General features: G+C 69.5%; 12 protein-coding genes and 1 pseudogene. 9 read left to right on the plus strand and 4 right to left on the minus strand.

Annotated features, from left to right (window positions below):
* Positions 1–11: 11 nt before the first annotated feature.
* Positions 12–152: a putative ATP-grasp target RiPP gene (locus ABZU75_RS17530; RefSeq protein ID WP_355555083.1), complete on the minus strand. Its 141-nt coding sequence runs from the start codon at positions 150–152 to the stop codon at positions 12–14.
* Between the two features lie 430 nt (positions 153–582).
* On the opposite strand from ABZU75_RS17530, the gene ABZU75_RS17535 reads away from it, so the two are divergent.
* Positions 583–966: a hypothetical protein gene (locus tag ABZU75_RS17535; RefSeq protein ID WP_355555085.1), complete on the plus strand. Its 384-nt coding sequence runs from the start codon at positions 583–585 to the stop codon at positions 964–966.
* A 43-nt stretch (positions 967–1,009) separates the two neighbouring features.
* On the opposite strand, the gene ABZU75_RS17540 is transcribed toward ABZU75_RS17535, so the two are convergent.
* From ABZU75_RS17540 to ABZU75_RS17550, 3 genes are read right to left on the minus strand one after another with little or no spacing between them, the layout of a single operon-like run.
* Complete coding sequence (locus ABZU75_RS17540) at positions 1,010–2,503, minus strand: tripartite tricarboxylate transporter permease (RefSeq protein ID WP_355555087.1); 1,494 nt, start codon at positions 2,501–2,503, stop codon at positions 1,010–1,012.
* The gene (locus tag ABZU75_RS17545; protein ID WP_355555089.1) at positions 2,504–3,118 is read right to left on the minus strand and encodes a tripartite tricarboxylate transporter TctB family protein; all 615 of its coding nucleotides are present in this window, start codon (positions 3,116–3,118) and stop codon (positions 2,504–2,506) included.
* Positions 3,118–4,083 carry a tripartite tricarboxylate transporter substrate binding protein gene (locus tag ABZU75_RS17550; protein ID WP_355555091.1) on the minus strand — a complete coding sequence of 322 codons (966 nt, stop codon included), beginning with the start codon at positions 4,081–4,083 and terminating at the stop codon, positions 3,118–3,120. The genes ABZU75_RS17545 and ABZU75_RS17550 overlap by 1 nt, the downstream gene beginning before the upstream one ends.
* 175 nt (positions 4,084–4,258) lie before the next feature.
* Here ABZU75_RS17550 and ABZU75_RS17555 point away from each other — a divergent pair, with 175 nt between their 5' ends.
* The 8 genes and pseudogenes from ABZU75_RS17555 to ilvC all read left to right on the plus strand — a co-directional run bounded on the left by ABZU75_RS17555 (position 4,259) and on the right by ilvC (position 16,322).
* On the plus strand, positions 4,259–5,902 hold the full coding sequence (locus ABZU75_RS17555; protein ID WP_355555093.1) for a sensor histidine kinase: 1,644 nt from the start codon (positions 4,259–4,261) through the stop codon (positions 5,900–5,902).
* Entirely contained in the window at positions 5,899–6,594 is a 696-nt protein-coding gene (locus ABZU75_RS17560; protein ID WP_355555095.1) for a response regulator, read from the plus strand. The genes ABZU75_RS17555 and ABZU75_RS17560 overlap by 4 nt, the downstream gene beginning before the upstream one ends.
* Before the next feature lie 348 nt (positions 6,595–6,942).
* Positions 6,943–8,748, plus strand: a complete 1,806-nt coding sequence (locus ABZU75_RS17565) for a VanW family protein (RefSeq protein WP_355555097.1) — start codon at positions 6,943–6,945, stop codon at positions 8,746–8,748.
* Between the two features lie 227 nt (positions 8,749–8,975).
* Positions 8,976–9,884, plus strand: a complete 909-nt coding sequence (locus ABZU75_RS17570) for a 2-hydroxyacid dehydrogenase (RefSeq protein ID WP_355555099.1) — start codon at positions 8,976–8,978, stop codon at positions 9,882–9,884.
* A 268-nt stretch (positions 9,885–10,152) separates the two neighbouring features.
* Entirely contained in the window at positions 10,153–12,810 is a 2,658-nt protein-coding gene (locus ABZU75_RS17575; RefSeq protein ID WP_355555101.1) for an EAL domain-containing protein, read from the plus strand.
* 225 nt (positions 12,811–13,035) lie between these two features.
* Positions 13,036–14,775: pseudogene (locus ABZU75_RS17580) on the plus strand (acetolactate synthase large subunit); the annotation flags it as partial.
* A gap of 2 nt (positions 14,776–14,777) precedes the next feature.
* Positions 14,778–15,302, plus strand: a complete 525-nt coding sequence (gene ilvN, locus ABZU75_RS17585) for an acetolactate synthase small subunit (protein ID WP_343969953.1) — start codon at positions 14,778–14,780, stop codon at positions 15,300–15,302.
* A gap of 39 nt (positions 15,303–15,341) precedes the next feature.
* Complete coding sequence (ilvC, locus tag ABZU75_RS17590) at positions 15,342–16,322, plus strand: ketol-acid reductoisomerase (protein ID WP_326646885.1); 981 nt, start codon at positions 15,342–15,344, stop codon at positions 16,320–16,322.
* The last annotated feature ends 60 nt before the right edge of the window (positions 16,323–16,382 follow it).

Here is a 16,382-nt window from a genome sequence, read left to right on the forward strand (position 1 = left end):
GTGTGCTCGGACTAGTACTGCCACCACTCGCAGGGCAGGCCCTTCTTCCACGCGCTGACGGACCACGGCCTGCCGCCGGACACCTCGCCCAGCTCGGCCTCGGCCAGCTCGGCGCCCTCGAAGGGCAGGTCGTCAATTGTGATCTTCGACATGATCACTCCTCTCGGCCGCGTCGCCGCGACCTCCGCTGGTCTTCCGGTCCCGTGATCGGGAACCGGTCACCGGGTCCTCGTTCTCGACCCTGGTTGTGCGGAGAAATCTAGGAATAAACACTTGTGGGTCACTTGTGACCTGGTTGTGTCCGAGGGCGGAGGCTCCTGACCGTCGTGGCCGCCTCCGGACGATCCGCGGGACCGGGCGGCCTCCCCGCGCGGCCCGGCCCGTCGAAGCGGTCCCCGTCCCGCTGAATCCGGGAAACGCGAAGAAAAGCACCCGGCGATCGGCGGGGCTTTTTCATGTGGTAATTCATATTTCTGAAATTCAACAGGTATTGACGAAATTCTTGATGGCTTGCAAAGTGATCACTGCAGTCCCGTCATTCACTCTGGTATGACCTGACCTCACATTCGGAGAGTGCGAAAAATGAGAAGGTTCCTGGCACTCGCCGCCGCGACGTTGACGGCCGCGGCGGGAATGGTCGTCGCGGCGGTTCCCGCCCAGGCAGCCACTGTGAACAGGCTTTCCGTCCTGTCGGCGCTCCCGGCGGTGGACGCCGTGGTCGTCGCCGACGGGGTGCGCCTGCGGACCAGCGCCGGCGGGTCGACGGTTATCGGCTATCTCTATTACGGCGACTACGGACAGGTGCTGAATCCGAACTCGACGAGCGGCTGGTGCAATTTCCGGCTGGGCGGCAGATCGGCCTCGGGACTGGCGGCGGGCACCACGGGATGGGTCTCGTGCAGCTACCTGGCCAGGGAGGACGGTCTGGGCACCGACGGCTCGGACGTCGACACCCTGCGGGGATAGACCCGGCCGCCCGGCTCCCCACGGCCGGGCGGCCGTCATCCCGTCAGGCACCGCGGCGGGCGGCCACCTTCCTGATGAGGGGCGTGAACAGCGCCAGTACCGCCACGACCAGCAGCGTCGCCGCGATCGGGCTTTTGACCAGGACCGTCACGTCACCCGCGCCGATGGCCAGGGCCCGGCGAAGCTGGATCTCGGCCATCGGGCCCAGGATCAGGCCGATCACCGCGGGGGCGACCGGCAGGCCGAACCGGCGCATCGCGAAACCGAGCAGGCCCAGGAGATAGAGGATGACCAGCTCCACCCAGGAGGAGTTCAGCGCGTAGACGCCGAGCGCCGCGAACAGCGCGATCCCCGAGTAGAGGTAGGGGCGGGGGATGTGCAGCACCCGGGCCCAGAGCGGGGCCAGCGGCAGGTTGAGCACCAGCAGCATGGTGTTGCCCACGAACAGCGAGGCGATCATGCCCCAGACCAGTGCCGGGTTGTGGTCGAACAGTTGCGGCCCCGGCTGCAGCCCGTACTGCTGGAAGGCCGCCAGCAGGATCGCGGCCGTCGCGGAGGTGGGCAGGCCCAGGGTGAGCAACGGGACCAGCGTGCCCGCCGCCGAGGCGTTGTTGGCGGCTTCGGGACCCGCGACGCCCTCGATGGCGCCCTTGCCGTACTCCTCGCGGGCGATCCCGCGCGCCAGGCGCTTCTCGATCGAGTACGACAGGAACGTCGGGATCTCCGCTCCGCCACCGGGCAGCGCGCCGAAGGGGAAGCCGAGCGCGGTGCCGCGCAGCCAGGGCCGCCAGGAACGCGACCAGTCGGAGCGGCCGAGGAACGCCCGGCCGACCGGGATCACCTCCGGCGTGCCGTGCCGCAGCCGGGAGGCGACGTAGAGCACCTCGCCCACGGCGAACAGGCCGACCGCGACGATCACCACGTCGATGCCGTCGAGCAGTTGCGGCACGCCCAGCGTCAGCCGGGCCTGGCCGGTCTGCTGGTCGATGCCGATGAGCCCGATGACCAGGCCGAGCCCCAGGGACGCCAGCCCCCGTACCACGGAGCGGGACAGCACGGACGAGACGGCCGTGAAGGCCAGAATGGCCAGTGCGAAGTAGTCCTCGGGGCCGAAGGAGATGGCGAAGTCCACCACCAGGGGCGCCGCGACGACCAGCAGCGCGGTGGCGATGGTGCCCGCGACGAACGAGCCGATCGCGGCGGTCGCCAGCGCCTGGGCGGCCCGGCCCCGCTTGGCCATCTTGTTGCCCTCTAGCGCGGTGATCATCGAGGAGCTCTCGCCGGGCGTGTTGAGCAGGATCGAGGTGGTCGACCCGCCGTACATGCCGCCGTAGTAGATGCCCGCGAACATGATGAACGCGCTGGCCGGAGGGACGGTGAAGGTGATCGGCAGCAGCAGCGCCACGGTCATGGCCGGGCCGATGCCGGGCAGCACGCCCACCAGCGTGCCCAGCGTGACGCCCACCAGCGCGTACAGCAGGTTGACCGGGGTGAGGGCGGTCGCGAAGCCCTCCAGCAGCAACTGGAACGAGTCCACTCAGATCACCCCGGACAGCAGCCCGGCCGGCAGCGTCACGCCGAGCCCTTTGACGAAGGCCAGGTAGGTGGCGGTGGACAGCAGGATCGCGATGACGCCCGCGCGCAGCCGGTGGGGGGCACCGAGCGTCACGGACAGGCCGAAGAAGAGCAGCGCGCCCGCGATGATCCAGCCGAGCAGGTCGAGCAGCCCGGCGAAGGCCAGGAAGATCACGCTGACCAGCGCGACGGTGCGCCAGTCCGCCCGCGCGCCGGAGTCGGCGTCCTCGGCGTCCTCGGGATCGCCGTGGCCTCCCCTGAGCACGTCGATCACGTAGAACAGCCCGATCAGCAACATCGCCGCCCCGACCAGGGCGGGGAAGAACCGGGGACCGAGACCGAAGGAGGAACCCGGGGCGGTCACGTCCGCGGTGCCGACGATCACGAACGCCCCCAGCGCGAGGACCAGCACCGCCAGCCCCAGCTCGGGCCGCCGCCATGACCAGCCGGCACCGGTCTCGGAGGCCGGACGGGGATGCGCGCCGGTCTCCTGGTCGGTACCGCCGTCGCCGGCGCGGGCGACGGCGACGGCGACGGGTTCGTGTCCGGTGCCGGACGGGTCTTTCGCGGACGACATCAGGAGACGAGGCCCATCTCCGCGATGACCGCCTTGACCTTGGTCTGCTCCGCGGCGAGGAAGTCGGCGAACGGCTGCCCGGTCTGGAAGACGTCGGCCCAGCCGTTCTTGATCACCGCGTCCTTCCAGGCCGGCGAGTCGTGCATCTTGGTGACCAGCTCGGTGAGCTCCTTCTTCGCCCCGTCGTCCAGTCCGCCGGGCGCGACGAAGCCTCGCCAGTTGGCCAGCTCCACGTCCAGGCCGCCCTCCTTGAGGGTCGGGGCGTCCACGTTGTCGAGCCGGGCGGGCGAGCTGACCCCGAGGGCGCGTAGCTTGCCGGACTTCACGTGCTCGGCGAACTCGCCGATACCGGAGATCCCGGCCGAGACCTTCTCGCCGAGCAGCGCGTTGAGCGCCTCGCCGCCGCCGGAGTGGGCGATGTAGTTGACCTGCTTGGGGTCGATGCCCGCGGCCTTGGCCATCAGGCCCGCCACGATGTGGTCGGTACCCCCGGCGGAGCCACCCGCGATGGCGATCCTCGCGGGGTCCGCCTTCCACGCCGCCGTCAGGTCGGCCAGCGTCTTGTAGGGCGACCCCGCGGGAACCACGACGATCTCGTACTCCTCGGTCAGCTTCGCGATGGGCGTGGTGTCGGCCAGGGTGACCTTCGACTTGTTCTGCTCCACCGCACCGACCATCACCAGGCCCATGGTCATCAGCAGGTTGCCGTTGCCCTTCTCACCCGCGAGCTGGGCGAGGCCGATGGTGCCTCCGGCGCCCGGCACGTTGTAGACCTCGACCTTGCGGGACGGGTCGGCGGACTTCAACGCCTCTCCCGCGACGCGGGAGGTCTGGTCCCAGCCGCCTCCCGGTGAGGCCGGAGCCATGATTCTCAGCGCGCTGGTACCTGAGCTTCCACCGGAACCGCAGGCGGTGAGGGCGGCGAGGGACAACACCGCGAGGGTGGCGAGTCTCCGAAGAGGCATGGTCGAACTCCCAACAACATGAACAGAGCGTGGTGAGGATGGTGACCTCAGCCGGTCGCCGTGTCGATCCTTTGCGTGTTTGCCGTCGTATCGGTCATATTGGTCACACACCCCCGCGACCTCGCCGTTATCTCGGGCTGCTTTCATCGACCTTCCCTGACCAGGGAGTCAACTCGTGCGACGCTTAGTCAACGCCTCGCTCGGCACCCAGCTTTTCGTGCTGCAGACAGTGATCGTGTTTCTCGCGGTCGGCGGTACGGCGGGCGTCTGGATGGAGCACACCCGTGAGCTGCTGGACCGGCAGTACCAGCAGCGTGCCCTGGCGATCGCCGAATCCGTGGCGGGGCTTCCCCAGGTGCGGGAGGCGTTCACCAGGGCGCGGCCCGAACTGAGCCTGCAGCCGATCGCGGCCGGGGTGCAGGCGGCCACCGGCGCCGACTACGTGGTGATCGCCAACCGGAACCAGATCCGCTACGCCCACCCCAACACGGCCCTGATCGGCAAGCGGCTGTCCACCGACGGCTCTCAGGTGATGACGGACGGGCACCCCTGGACCGGCATCCAGACGGGAACGCTCGGCCGCTCGGTGCGCGGCAAGGCGCCGATCTTCGACTCCTCGGGGAAGGTCATCGGCCTGGCCTCGGTCGGGATCCTGGAGGAGACCGTCGACGACCAGCTCGGCGCGGCGCTCCCGCCGCTGTTCTGGACCGTGCTCGCGGTCCTGGCCGCCGGGTCGGCCGCCGCCGCGCTGATCGTCCGGAGGGTTCGCCGTCAGACGTTCGGCCTGGAACCGGCGGAGATCGCGGCCCTGCTCGAACAGCGTGAGGGCGTGCTGCACGGCGTCAAGGAGGGGGTGCTCGCCCTTGATCTGGCGGGCCGGGTGACGCTGGTCAACGACGCGGCACGCGACCTGCTCGGACTCTCCCAGCACGACGTCGGCCGGAGCCTGGGGGAGATGCCGCTCTCCGGCCGGATGCGGGACGTGCTGGACGGTGTGGACCCCGGTGACGACCGGGTGGTGCTCCACCGTGACCGGGTGCTGGTGCTCAACCGGACCCCGGTGGCGGTACGGGAGCGGCAGAGCGGCTGGGTGGTCACCCTGCGGGATCGGACCGAGCTGGTGCGGCTGGCACGCGAGCTCGACCAGGCCAGCACCACGACCGGCGCGCTGCGCGCGCAGGCCCACGAGTTCGCCAACCGGATGCACACCGTGGTCGGCCTGCTGGAACTCGGCGAGTACGAGACGGCCGTCAGTTACATCACCCAGACCACCGAGGCGTACAGCAGGCACGCCTCGGGCGTCCGGGAGAAGATCGCCGACCCGACGCTGGCCGCGCTGCTGCTGGCGAAGTCGGCAGAGGCGGCCGAGCGGGGCGCCACCCTGGTGCTGTCCGACGACTCCCGGGTGGAGGAGGGCATGCTCGGTGATCCGCACGACGCGGTCCTGGTCGTCGGCAACCTGGTCGCCAACGCCCTCGACGCGTTGCAGGAGAGTGGGGGAACGGTGGAGGTCTCGGTCCGTACCGAGGCGGACGGGCTGCACATCCGGGTCGGCGACTCCGGTCCGGGGATCACCCCGGGCCTGGTCCACGAGGTGTTCCTGGAGGGCTTCACCACCAAGGTGGCCCACGCCGGGCCACGGGGCCTGGGGCTGGCACTGACCCGCCAGACGTGCTCGCGCCGGGGTGGCTGGGTACGGGTGCACAACGCGGGCGGCGCCGTCTTCACCGCGCTCCTCCCCACGGGTGAGCCCGCGCCGTCTCCCGAGGGGGAGCCCGCCGGCCCCGGGGAGCTCACGGAACGGCAGGTGCGGAGATGACCGGGGACGGGCACGCGGGGGAGATCCGCGTACTGGTGGTGGACGACGACTTCATGGTGGCCAGGATCCACGGCGGCTACGTCGCCAGGGTGCCCGGCTTCACGGTCGCCGACGTCGTGCACACCGGGAGTGCCGCCATCGAGTCGGTCACGACGCACGGGCCCGACCTGGTACTACTCGACATCTATCTGCCGGACATGTCGGGACTCGACGTACTCATGACGCTCAGGGGGGCCTCGCACCCGGTGGACATCCTGATGATCACCGCCGCGCGTGACGTGGCCACGGTCCGGGCGGCCATGCGCGGCGGCGCGGTCAACTACCTGATCAAACCTTTCACCGCCCGCGCCCTCACCGACCGCCTCGAACAGTACGCCGAGATGCGCCGGAGGCTCGCCACCCTCGGGGACGAGGCGCGCCAGGACGAGGTCGACCAGCTCTTCGGCACGGTCAAGGGGGTCCCACTGCCGCTGCCCAAGGGGTTGTCGGCCACCACGTGCGCCCTGGTGGCCACCGCGCTCAGGAAGAGCGACACCGACATGTCGGCGGCCGAGGCGGCAGTGATCACCGGTCTCTCCAGAGTCAGCGCCCGCCGGTACCTGGAGCACCTGTGCGCGGCGGGTCAGGCGGAACTCCGTCCGAAGTACGGCACCGCTGGTCGGCCCGAGCACCGCTACCGCTGGACTGGTTGATTTGTTATTTCTTTTCGGGTGTTGGTTGACCGATGTGGTTTAGGGTTGCGGGAGGTGGAAGCTGCGAAGCAGGAGGAGACGGAGGCCGTGCGGAACGCCGGAGCGTCTGTGGACCCGCCGACGGACCCATTTGAGGCGATACCGCTTCCCTCACGTCCTGTCCCGCCCGGCGCCCGTGATCCGCGCCTTCCTCCGGGAGCACCGGGCGGCCAGTCCAAGGACGGCTCGCGCCTCCCCCCGGGAGTCTCACCCGACATCTTCGGCCCCACCGGCTTTGGCGGTCCCGCCGCACCGGCCCGCGGGGCGACGGCGCTTCCGCCCGCGGCACAGCCTCCGCAGCCCTGGCAGATGGCGGCCCCGCCCGAGCCCTCGTTCCGGCGAGACGAGCCCTCGCTCGTTCCCGGCGGCGACGGGGGGTTCCCGCAGTCCAGCGGCCTCCGTTACGAGGAGCCCTCCCCGAGCCGGCGCAAGGGCCGCAGGATCGTCCTGATCATCCTCGCCGTGCTGTTCGTCGCCGGTCTCGCCTACGCGGTGCCCGCGGTCGTCATGTCCGGCAAGATGCTGCCGGGCACCGTGGTGCGGGGTGTCGAGATCGGCGGCCTGACCGCGACCGAGGCGGCCGACAAGCTCAGAGACCGTCTGGCGGGTAAGGCGTCGGAGGAGATGACCCTCCTGGCCGCGGGCAAGCGCCACGAATTCGACCCGGGCAAGGCGGGTCTGGAGTTCAACGTGGTCGCCACCATCGACCAGGCGCCCAGCGACTTCCCCACTCCCGCCGAGGTATGGCGGGCCTTCACCGGCACCACCGAACTGGAGCCCAAGGTCTCCACCGACGCCGAGGCCATGAAGACCGCGGTCGCGAGCCTGGCCAAGAAGATCGACCTCAAGGTCCGCGAGGGCTCGGTCACCTTCGAGGGCGTCAAACCCGTCGTCGTGACGCCCCGCGACGGCAGGGAACTGGAGAGGGAGGCCGCGGTCGCCGCGATCACGGACGCCTTCCTCGGTCCGGCGAAGGAGGTCAGGCTCCCGGTCTCGGTGATCAAGCCCAAGGTCGGCGCGGAGACGGTCAAGAAGGCCGCGAACGACGCGGTCAAGGCCCTGTCCGGGCCGGTCACCCTGACTTTCTCCGGCAAGCAGGTCCAGTTGCCGGTGGAGACCCTCGCCGCGCACCTGTCCTTCGAGCCGGACAGCTCCGGCGGCATGCGCCCGGTGTTCGACGCCAGAAGCGCGGTGGCCTCCGTGGAGGACAAGCTCGTCGATCCGGCCCTGGCCCCGCGCGACCCCACCTTCCAGATCATCGCGGGCAAGCCGAAACTGGTGCCCGGCCGCAAGGGGAAGGGCGTCGACGACGAGCGGCTCGCGGCCGACGTGGCCGAGATGGTCTCCCGCAACGGAGAGCGGACGATCCCGGTGGCCATGGCCACGGTCCGGCCGCGGATGTCCGACGCCGAGGCGCGCAAGCTCGGCATCAAGGAGCGGATCAGCCAGTTCACCACGCCCTACGAGTGCTGCCCGCCACGGGTGACCAACATCAGGACGCTCGCCAAGCTGCTGGACGGTTACCTGGTCAAGCCGGGCGAGACCTTCTCGCTCAACGGCGTCATCGGCCAGCGCGACACCGCCCGCGGCTTCGTCCCCGCTCCCATGATCCAGGGCGGCAGGCTGGTCGACTCGGTCGGCGGTGGAATCTCCCAGTTCGTAACCACGATGTACAACGCGGTGTTCTTCGGCGGCCTTGAGGACGTCCAGCACATGGCACACGAGTTCTACATCTCCCGCTACCCCGCCGGACGGGAGTCCACGGTCTCCTGGCCCGAGCCCGACTTCCGCTGGAAGAACGACTCGCCGTACGGGGTGCTGGTGAAGACCTCCTTCGACAACAACGGGGTCACCGTCGCCTTCTGGAGCACCAAGCGGTACGAGATCGAGTCGATCTCGTCCGAGCGCTACAACATCACCCCGTTCAAGAGCGCGACCGACAGCGGCCCCAACTGCATCCCGATGGTCGGCCAGCAGGGGTTCACGATCGACGTCTGGCGCGTCTTCAAGCAGAACGGCAAGGAGATCAAGCGCGTCAAGGAGACCACGGTCTACCGCCCCGAACTCGACCTGAAGTGCGTGAGTGCCGATGGCGACGCTGACGCGTCGCAGTGAGGCTGTGTTGATTGCGACGCTGCGCGTCGCGGTGAGGCCGCTCTTACCCGGCTCCTTCCCTCGTCGATCGGGGTCGCTCGTTCCTCACGACCCCGCTCTCCTCAGTCCAGTCCCCGGCGCGGCCTCACGGGTCGTCTCTTGGGGACGGAGTAGGGGCACTTCCCTGAGGGTGGTCTTTGGGGTGGTCGCTGGGGCGATCTTTTGGGGAGCGGTTGGATAATGCGGGGATGAAGATCTGGGTCCCCTCGAAAGCCGCCGCTGACGTTCTGTGTGATCTGCCCGAAGTGGAGTGCGTCGTCTATGACGGCACGGAGCCGGTGCCGGAGGGGGCGGAGCAGGTCGAGGTCTGGATCCCACCGCTGACGCCGGTGGCGGGTCTTCCCGATCTGCTCGCCCGGATGACCGGCCTGCGGTTGCTGCAGACCGTCACGGCGGGTGTCGACGCCTACCGGCCGCACCTGGCGGAGGGGGTGACGCTGTGCAACGCCCGGGGCGTGCACGACGCGGGTACCGCCGAGTGGGCGGTGGGAGCCATGATCGCCGTGCTCCGGGAGTTCCCCGGGTTCGTCCACGCGCAGCGGAGAGGTGAGTGGACCTACCACCACACCGGGGTGCTGGCCGACTCCACGGTCCTGATCGTCGGCTACGGCTCGATCGGTGAGGCGCTGGAGAGACGGCTCGACGGTTTCGAGGTGGACGTCGTCCGGGTGGCCAGGACCGCCAGGCCCGGCGTGCACGGCATGGACGAGCTGCCCGCCCTGCTGCCCGCGGCGGATGTGGTGGTGCTGCTCGTACCGTCCACCCCTGAGACCGCGGGCATGGTGGACGCCGGGTTCCTGGCGGCGATGAAGGACGGCGGCGTCCTGGTGAACGCGGCCAGGGGCCCGGTGGTGGACACCGCCGCGCTCGTCGCCGAGCTGGGCAGCGGCCGGATCCTGGCCGCGCTCGACGTCACCGATCCCGAACCGCTGCCCGAGGGACACCCGCTGTGGAGCGCGCCGGGGGTCTTCATCACCCCGCACGTCGCGGGCAGCAGCCCGGCGTCCGTACGGCGCACGCTGAAGCTGCTCCGCTCCCAGCTGCTGCGTTACCTCGCGGGGGAGCCGCTCAAAAATGTGATCACGGGTTCCTACTGACCGGCAAAGGAATCCGGACCGTGGCTACCTCGTGACCTGCGGTGCGTAGCGTCGACGGAAGCGATGTCCATCGCCCGCGCGGTTATCAGATCGGTGACGACTACGGCGTTGTCACCCCTCGCGCGGGCCGGACGGCCCACACTGGCCGTGTGTCGGTACGAGCGCCGAGGACGAAGGACGACGCGCTCGCGCCGGTGACATGAGCGCAGCGAGCAGGAGATGCTGCGGGAGCAGAACACACTGAAACGACACCGATAGGCAGACGACATTGATCCGCTGGCGTGACCCCCGGGTACCGCTGACCGCCGCCGCCGTCGGCGTGGTGGGGCTCGTTGCCGCTCTTGTCAGCGGCGCTCCCGCCGTGGTCGTCGAGGCGGTGGCAGGTGTCGTCACCGCGGCGGCCGCCGCGGGTTCACTGTTCGCCGCGGCCTCCAGGGTGATCGGCCGGCGCAGGGCGCTGGCCTGGCGCTGGCTGGCGGGTGGCTCGGTCACCTGGCTGGTCGGGGTGGGGGTGCGGCCGATCGCGGACGGCGCGCCGTTCGTGGTGACCTTCGCCGACCTGGTGCTCCTGGCCGGTACGGCCATGATCGCCGTCGGTACCGCGCTGTCGGCGGCCAGGCCCGCCCGAGGGCATGCCCTGCTGCGCGATCTCGCCGACTCCTACGTGTGCGCCGCCTCCATCCTGGTGATCATCTGGGTGACGCTGGTGGGGCCGGTCTACCGCGACGCCAGCGACGCGGGCAATGCCGCGGTCACCTTCGCCTCACCCCTGTTCTGCCTGATCCTCGCCTGCGTCGTGGGCCCCGCCGTGGTGCCGATCAGGCGGTCGGCCTGGCCGGTCGGCCTGGCGGCGCTGGCCGTGCTGGCCGCCGTCGCGACCTCCGAGACGATCACCGCGCTGGCCCGGGTGAGCGGCGACACGCCGTCGCTCACCTGGGTGTGGCTGGCCCCCGCCGCGTTCCTGGTGCTCGCCGTGGTCCCGTGGAGCGGGCGCGCGGCGCGGTCACCGGATCTCGAGGACGACGAGCCGTTCCTCCGCGAGAGCACGTCCTCGCTGATCGCGGCGGTGCCGCTGTTCCTCGTCGCGGTGGCCGCCGTCGTCGTGCTCCTGAAGGTGATCGGGGGCGGGGTACAGGGGCCGCCGGTGGTTCTGGCCTCGGTGTGCGCGTCGATCGTCGCGGTCCTGCTGGTACGCATGTTCGTGATGCTGCTGGAGACCGGGCGGCTGCGGAGCCTGCTCCATCTCGGTGAGCGGCAGCTGCACGACCTGGCCGAGAGCGCCGGCGACGTGGTCCTGCTCTGCGACTACGACGGTGTGGTGCGGCAGATCGGCGAGGGTGTCGAGATCACGTACGGGTACCGCCCCGAGGAGCTGGTCGGCGGGAAGATCTTCGACTACATCCACCCCGAGGACGTGCCGGGAATCCAGGGGGCGCTGAGCGCGATGAGCCTGGAGGAGGAGGCCGAGGAGGGGCCTGGCGCATGCATGGTCGTCTGCCGGGTCCGAGCCTCCGACGGTACCTGGCGCCCCGCCGAGTCGGTCGCCACCCGGCACGTGCGCGGCGAGGGCCTGCTGCTCGTCACCACCCGTGACATCAGCGACCAGGAGGCCCTGCGCAGCCAGGTCGCCCACCTGACCTTCCATGACGGCGTCACGGGCCTGCCCAACCGGGCCTACTTCGAGGAGCGCACCCGCGAGGTGCTCGGCCGCCCCGGCGCGAACAGCGTCGCCGTGGTCTTCCTGGACCTGGACGGCTTCACCGCGGTGAACGACTCGGTCGGCCACGCCAGCGGCGACTACCTGCTCGGCCAGGCGGCCCGCAGGCTGCGCGCCGCGGTACGGACCGACGACACCCTGGCGCGCTGGGGCGGAGACGAGTTCGCGGTGCTGCTTGAGGCGGTCGACGCCCAGACGGCGGTGGACCTGGCCGAGCGACTGGTCCGTACGGTCTCCTCCGAGCCGTTCCGGGTGGCCGACCGTGACATCGCGCTGACCGCGAGCGTCGGGGTGGCCTTCGCGGCCGACGACGTCTCCTCCGCCGATCTGATCCGCAACGCCGACGTGGCGATGGCCAGGGCCAAGGAACTGGGCGGGCGCAGGGTCGAGGTGTTCGCCGCGCACATGCACGCCGACGTGGTACGGCGCCTGGAGCTCGCCGCCGACCTGCAGCGGGCGCTGCTGGAAGACCAGTTCGTGATCGAGTACCAGCCGGTGGTCGACCTGGCCACCTCGCGCGTCACCGCCGTCGAGGCACTGGTGCGCTGGTGCCGGGGGGGCGAGTTCGTACCGCCCGAGCAGTTTCTCGGCCCGGCGGAGGACACCGGCCTGATCGTGCCGCTGAGCGAGTGGATCCTGCGCGAGGCATGCCGGGAGGTGGCCACCTGGCGCGCCTCCGCCTGGGAGATCGGGCTCTCGCTCAACCTGTCCGCCCGGCAGATCATGGCGCCGCGTTTCGTGGAGACCGTCGAGTCCGCCCTGGTCGAGAGCGGGCTGCCGCCCAGCGCGCTGACCCTGGAGGTCATCGAGGAGATGCTGGTCGAGGACGCCGAGCAGACCATCACCCGGCTCTCCGAGCTGCGCACCCTCGGGGTCCGGCTGGCCATCGACGACTTCGGCACCGGTTACGCCTCGCTGGCGCTGCTGCGGCAGCTCCCGGTCGACATGATCAAGATCGACCCCTCCTTCGTGTCCGGGCTCGGTTGCGACGAGACGCTGACCCTGCTGACCCGTACGATCGTGCGGCTCGGTCACGACCTGGGGCTGATCGTGGTCGCCGAGGGCATCGAGCGGCCCGAGCAGCTGGAGTTGCTGCGTGAGATGGGCTGCACCCGAGGCCAGGGATTCCTGGTGGCGCGCCCGATGGCCGCGCGCGGCGTCGACTCGCTGATGCGCACCAGCCTCTCCAGCCTGGGGACTCACGCCTGACCTCACATCTCGGACTCTGAGATATCTGTCCCATGAATTTGACGTGGGGCCACTCCGTCGGCCAAGGTGGAGGCATGCAGATTGACCGTGGGATCCTCGTAGTACTTCACCGGCGCGCAGGTCGCTGAGCGAAGTACTCCGACCTGCGCGCCGCCCCAGCTCCGCCGACCAAGCGGAATGGGGCATTTTTTATGCCATTAAGCATGTTCAGCCACAAGGAACGAGCCGATGACCGAACAGATGACAGGAGCCCAGGCCCTGGTTAGGGCGCTGGAGCACGTCGGAGTCGACACTGTGTTCGGGATCCCGGGCGGCGCGATTCTCCCCGCCTATGATCCGCTCTACGACTCGACCAAGGTCCGGCACGTGCTTGTACGGCACGAGCAGGGTGCGGGGCATGCGGCCCAGGGGTACGCGCAGGCCACCGGCAAGGTCGGAGTCTGCATGGCCACCAGCGGTCCCGGCGCGACCAATTTGGTCACCCCGATCGCCGACGCCTACATGGACTCGGTCCCGATGGTCGCGATCACCGGTCAGGTGGCCAGCGCCGCCATCGGCACCGACGCCTTCCAGGAAGCCGACATCTCCGGCATCACCATGCCGATCACGAAGCACAACTTCCTGGTCACCAACCCGAACGACATCCCCAGGACGATCGTGGAGGCATTCCACATCGCCTCGACCGGGCGTCCGGGGCCGGTGCTGGTCGACATCGCCAAGGACGCGCTCCAGGCGAAGATGACCTTCGAGTGGCCGGTCGTCATGCAGCTGCCCGGCTACCGGCCGGTGACCCGGCCGCACTCCAAGCAGATCCGCGAGGCGGCCAAGCTCATCGTCGAAGCCGGCAGGCCGGTGCTCTACGTGGGCGGTGGCGTGCACCGGGCCGGCGCGTCGGCGCAGCTGCTGGAGTTTGCCGAGCTGACCGGCATCCCGGTGGTCACCACCCTGATGGCGCGGGGCACCTTCCCCGACAGCCATCCGCAGCACATGGGCATGCCCGGCATGCACGGCTCGGTGTCGGCGGTCGGCGCGCTGCAGAAGGCCGACCTGATCATCGGACTCGGTGTCCGCTTCGACGACCGTGTCACCGGCGACCTGTCGACCTTCGCGCCGTACGCGAAGATCGTCCATGCGGACATCGACCCGGCGGAGATCTCCAAGAACCGGCATGCGGACGTCCCGATCGTGGGCGACTGCAAGGAGGTCATCTCCGACCTGATCGCCGCGGTGCGCGGTGAGGGACGCAAGGGCGACTACGCCGAGTGGTGGACGGCGCTCAACACCTACAAGGCGACCTACCCGCTGGGTTACGCCGAGTTCGAGGACGGCTCCCTCGCCCCGCAGTACGTGATGGAGCGGCTGGGAGCGATCGTCGGCCCGGACGCGATCTACACCGCGGGGGTCGGCCAGCACCAGATGTGGGCCGCGCAGTTCATCGGTTACGAGAACCCAGGCACGTTCATCAACTCCGGCGGCGCGGGCACGATGGGCTTCTCGCTGCCGGCGGCGATGGGGGCCAAGATGGGCCGGCCCGACACCACGGTCTGGGCCATCGACGGTGACGGCTGCTTCCAGATGACCAATCAGGAGCTCGCCACCTGCACGATCGAGGGCGTGCCGATCAAGGTCGCGATCATCAACAACGGTAACCTGGGCATGGTCCGGCAGTGGCAGACGTTGTTCTACAACGAGCGTTACTCCAACACCAACCTGCAGACGGTCCGGCGCATCCCCGACTTCGTCAAGCTCGCCGAGGCCTACGGTTGCGTGGGCCTGCGGTGCGAGCGCCCCGAAGACGTGGACGCGACGATCAAGAAGGCCATGGAGATCAACGACGTGCCGGTGGTCGTCGACTTCGTGGTGCACCAGGACGCCATGGTGTGGCCGATGGTCGCGGCCGGGACCAGCAACGATGACATCAAGTTCGCGCGCGACATGGCGCCGGTCTGGGACAGCGAGGACTAGGCATGAGCAGGCACACGCTCTCCGTGCTGGTGGAGAACAAGCCCGGCGTGCTCGCGCGCGTCGCGTCGCTGTTCAGCCGCAGGGGGTTCAACATCGACTCGCTGGCGGTCGGGCCGACCGAGCACGCGGACATCTCCCGGATGACCATCGTGGTCAGCGTCGCCGACCTGCCGCTGGAGCAGGTCACCAAGCAGCTGAACAAGCTCGTCAACGTGCTGAAGATCGTGGAGCTCGACCCGGCGCAGTCGGTGCAGCGCGAGCTCACACTGATCAAGGTGCGGGCCGACGCGGACAACCGCTCCAGTGTGCTGGAGCTGGTCAACCTGTTCCGGGCGCGCTGCGTCGACGTCTCCTCGGACGCGGTGACCATCGAGGTCACCGGCACGCCGGACAAGCTGCAGGCCTTCATCAAGGTCCTTGAGCCGTTCGGCATCAAGGAGCTCGTCCAGTCGGGCATGGTGGCCATCGGCCGCGGCGCTCGTTCCATCACCGACCGTTCTCTCCGGGCCCTGGACCGGACCGCGTAACGCACCCGAGAAACTCGAAAGGTTAAGCAAGTGACTGAGATCTTCTACGACGACCAGGCCGACCTGTCGATCATCCAGGGCCGGCACGTCGCCGTTCTGGGATACGGCAGCCAGGGCCACGCCCACGCGCTCTCGCTGCGCGACTCCGGCGTGGACGTCCGGGTCGGCCTGCCCGAGGGTTCCAAGAGCCGGGAGAAGGCCGAGGCCGACGGCCTGCGGGTGCTCACGCCCTCGGAGGCCGTCGAAGAGGCCGACCTGACCATGATCCTCGCGCCGGACCACATCCAGCGCCACCTGTACGCCGACCACGTGGCCCCGAACCTGGTCGAGGGCGACGCGCTCTTCTTCGGGCACGGCCTGAACATCCGCTACGGCCTCATCGAGGCGCCGGAGGGTGTGGACGTGGCCATGGTCGCCCCCAAGGGCCCCGGTCACCTCGTGCGCCGCCAGTACACCGCGGGCCGCGGCGTGCCGTGTCTCGTCGCGGTGGAGAAGGACGCCAGCGGGAACGCCCTGGACCTCGCCCTGTCGTACGCCAAGGGCATCGGCGGCACCCGCGCCGGCGCGCTGAAGACGACCTTCAAGGAGGAGACCGAGACCGACCTGTTCGGTGAGCAGGCCGTGCTCTGCGGTGGCGTGTCCGAGCTGATCAAGGCCGGTTTCGAGACCCTGATCGAGGCGGGCTACCAGCCCGAGGTCGCCTACTTCGAGTGCCTGCACGAGATGAAGCTGATCGTCGACCTGATGTACGAGGGCGGCATCCACAAGATGTACTGGTCGGTCTCCGACACCGCCGAGTACGGCGGCTACTCCCGCGGCCCGCGCGTGGTGACCCAGGAGACCAAGAAGGAGATGCAGCGCATCCTCGCCGAGATCCAGTCCGGCGAGTTCGCCAGGGAACTGGTGGAGGAGTTCGACAGCGGCCAGAAGAGGTTCACCGCCTACCGCGAGGAACTCGCCGAGCACCCGATCGAGAAGACCGGTGCCAAGCTCCGCCCGATGATGAGCTGGCTCAAGTAGGAGCCACCCGCACCGGGCAACCCCGTACGGCCCGCGCCCCCGCGACGAGTTCACGTCGCG

This window comes from Streptosporangium sp. NPDC005286 (assembly GCF_040607515.1).
Taxonomy (GTDB): domain Bacteria; phylum Actinomycetota; class Actinomycetes; order Streptosporangiales; family Streptosporangiaceae; genus Streptosporangium.

Bases quoted from the DNA above. Each gene is read 5' to 3' on its own strand.
- ABZU75_RS17570 (WP_355555099.1), top strand. From the start codon at position 8,976: ATGAAGATCTGGGTCCCCTCGAAAGCCGCCGCTGACGTTCTGTGTGAT.
- ABZU75_RS17560 (WP_355555095.1), top strand. From the start codon at position 5,899: ATGACCGGGGACGGGCACGCGGGGGAGATCCGCGTACTGGTGGTGGAC.
- ABZU75_RS17535 (WP_355555085.1), top strand. From the start codon at position 583: ATGAGAAGGTTCCTGGCACTCGCCGCCGCGACGTTGACGGCCGCGGCG.
- ilvN (WP_343969953.1), top strand. From the start codon at position 14,778: ATGAGCAGGCACACGCTCTCCGTGCTGGTGGAGAACAAGCCCGGCGTG.
- ABZU75_RS17565 (WP_355555097.1), top strand. From the start codon at position 6,943: ATGGCGGCCCCGCCCGAGCCCTCGTTCCGGCGAGACGAGCCCTCGCTC.
- ABZU75_RS17550 (WP_355555091.1), bottom strand. From the start codon at position 4,083: ATGCCTCTTCGGAGACTCGCCACCCTCGCGGTGTTGTCCCTCGCCGCC.
- ABZU75_RS17530 (WP_355555083.1), bottom strand. From the start codon at position 152: ATGTCGAAGATCACAATTGACGACCTGCCCTTCGAGGGCGCCGAGCTG.
- ABZU75_RS17545 (WP_355555089.1), bottom strand. From the start codon at position 3,118: ATGTCGTCCGCGAAAGACCCGTCCGGCACCGGACACGAACCCGTCGCC.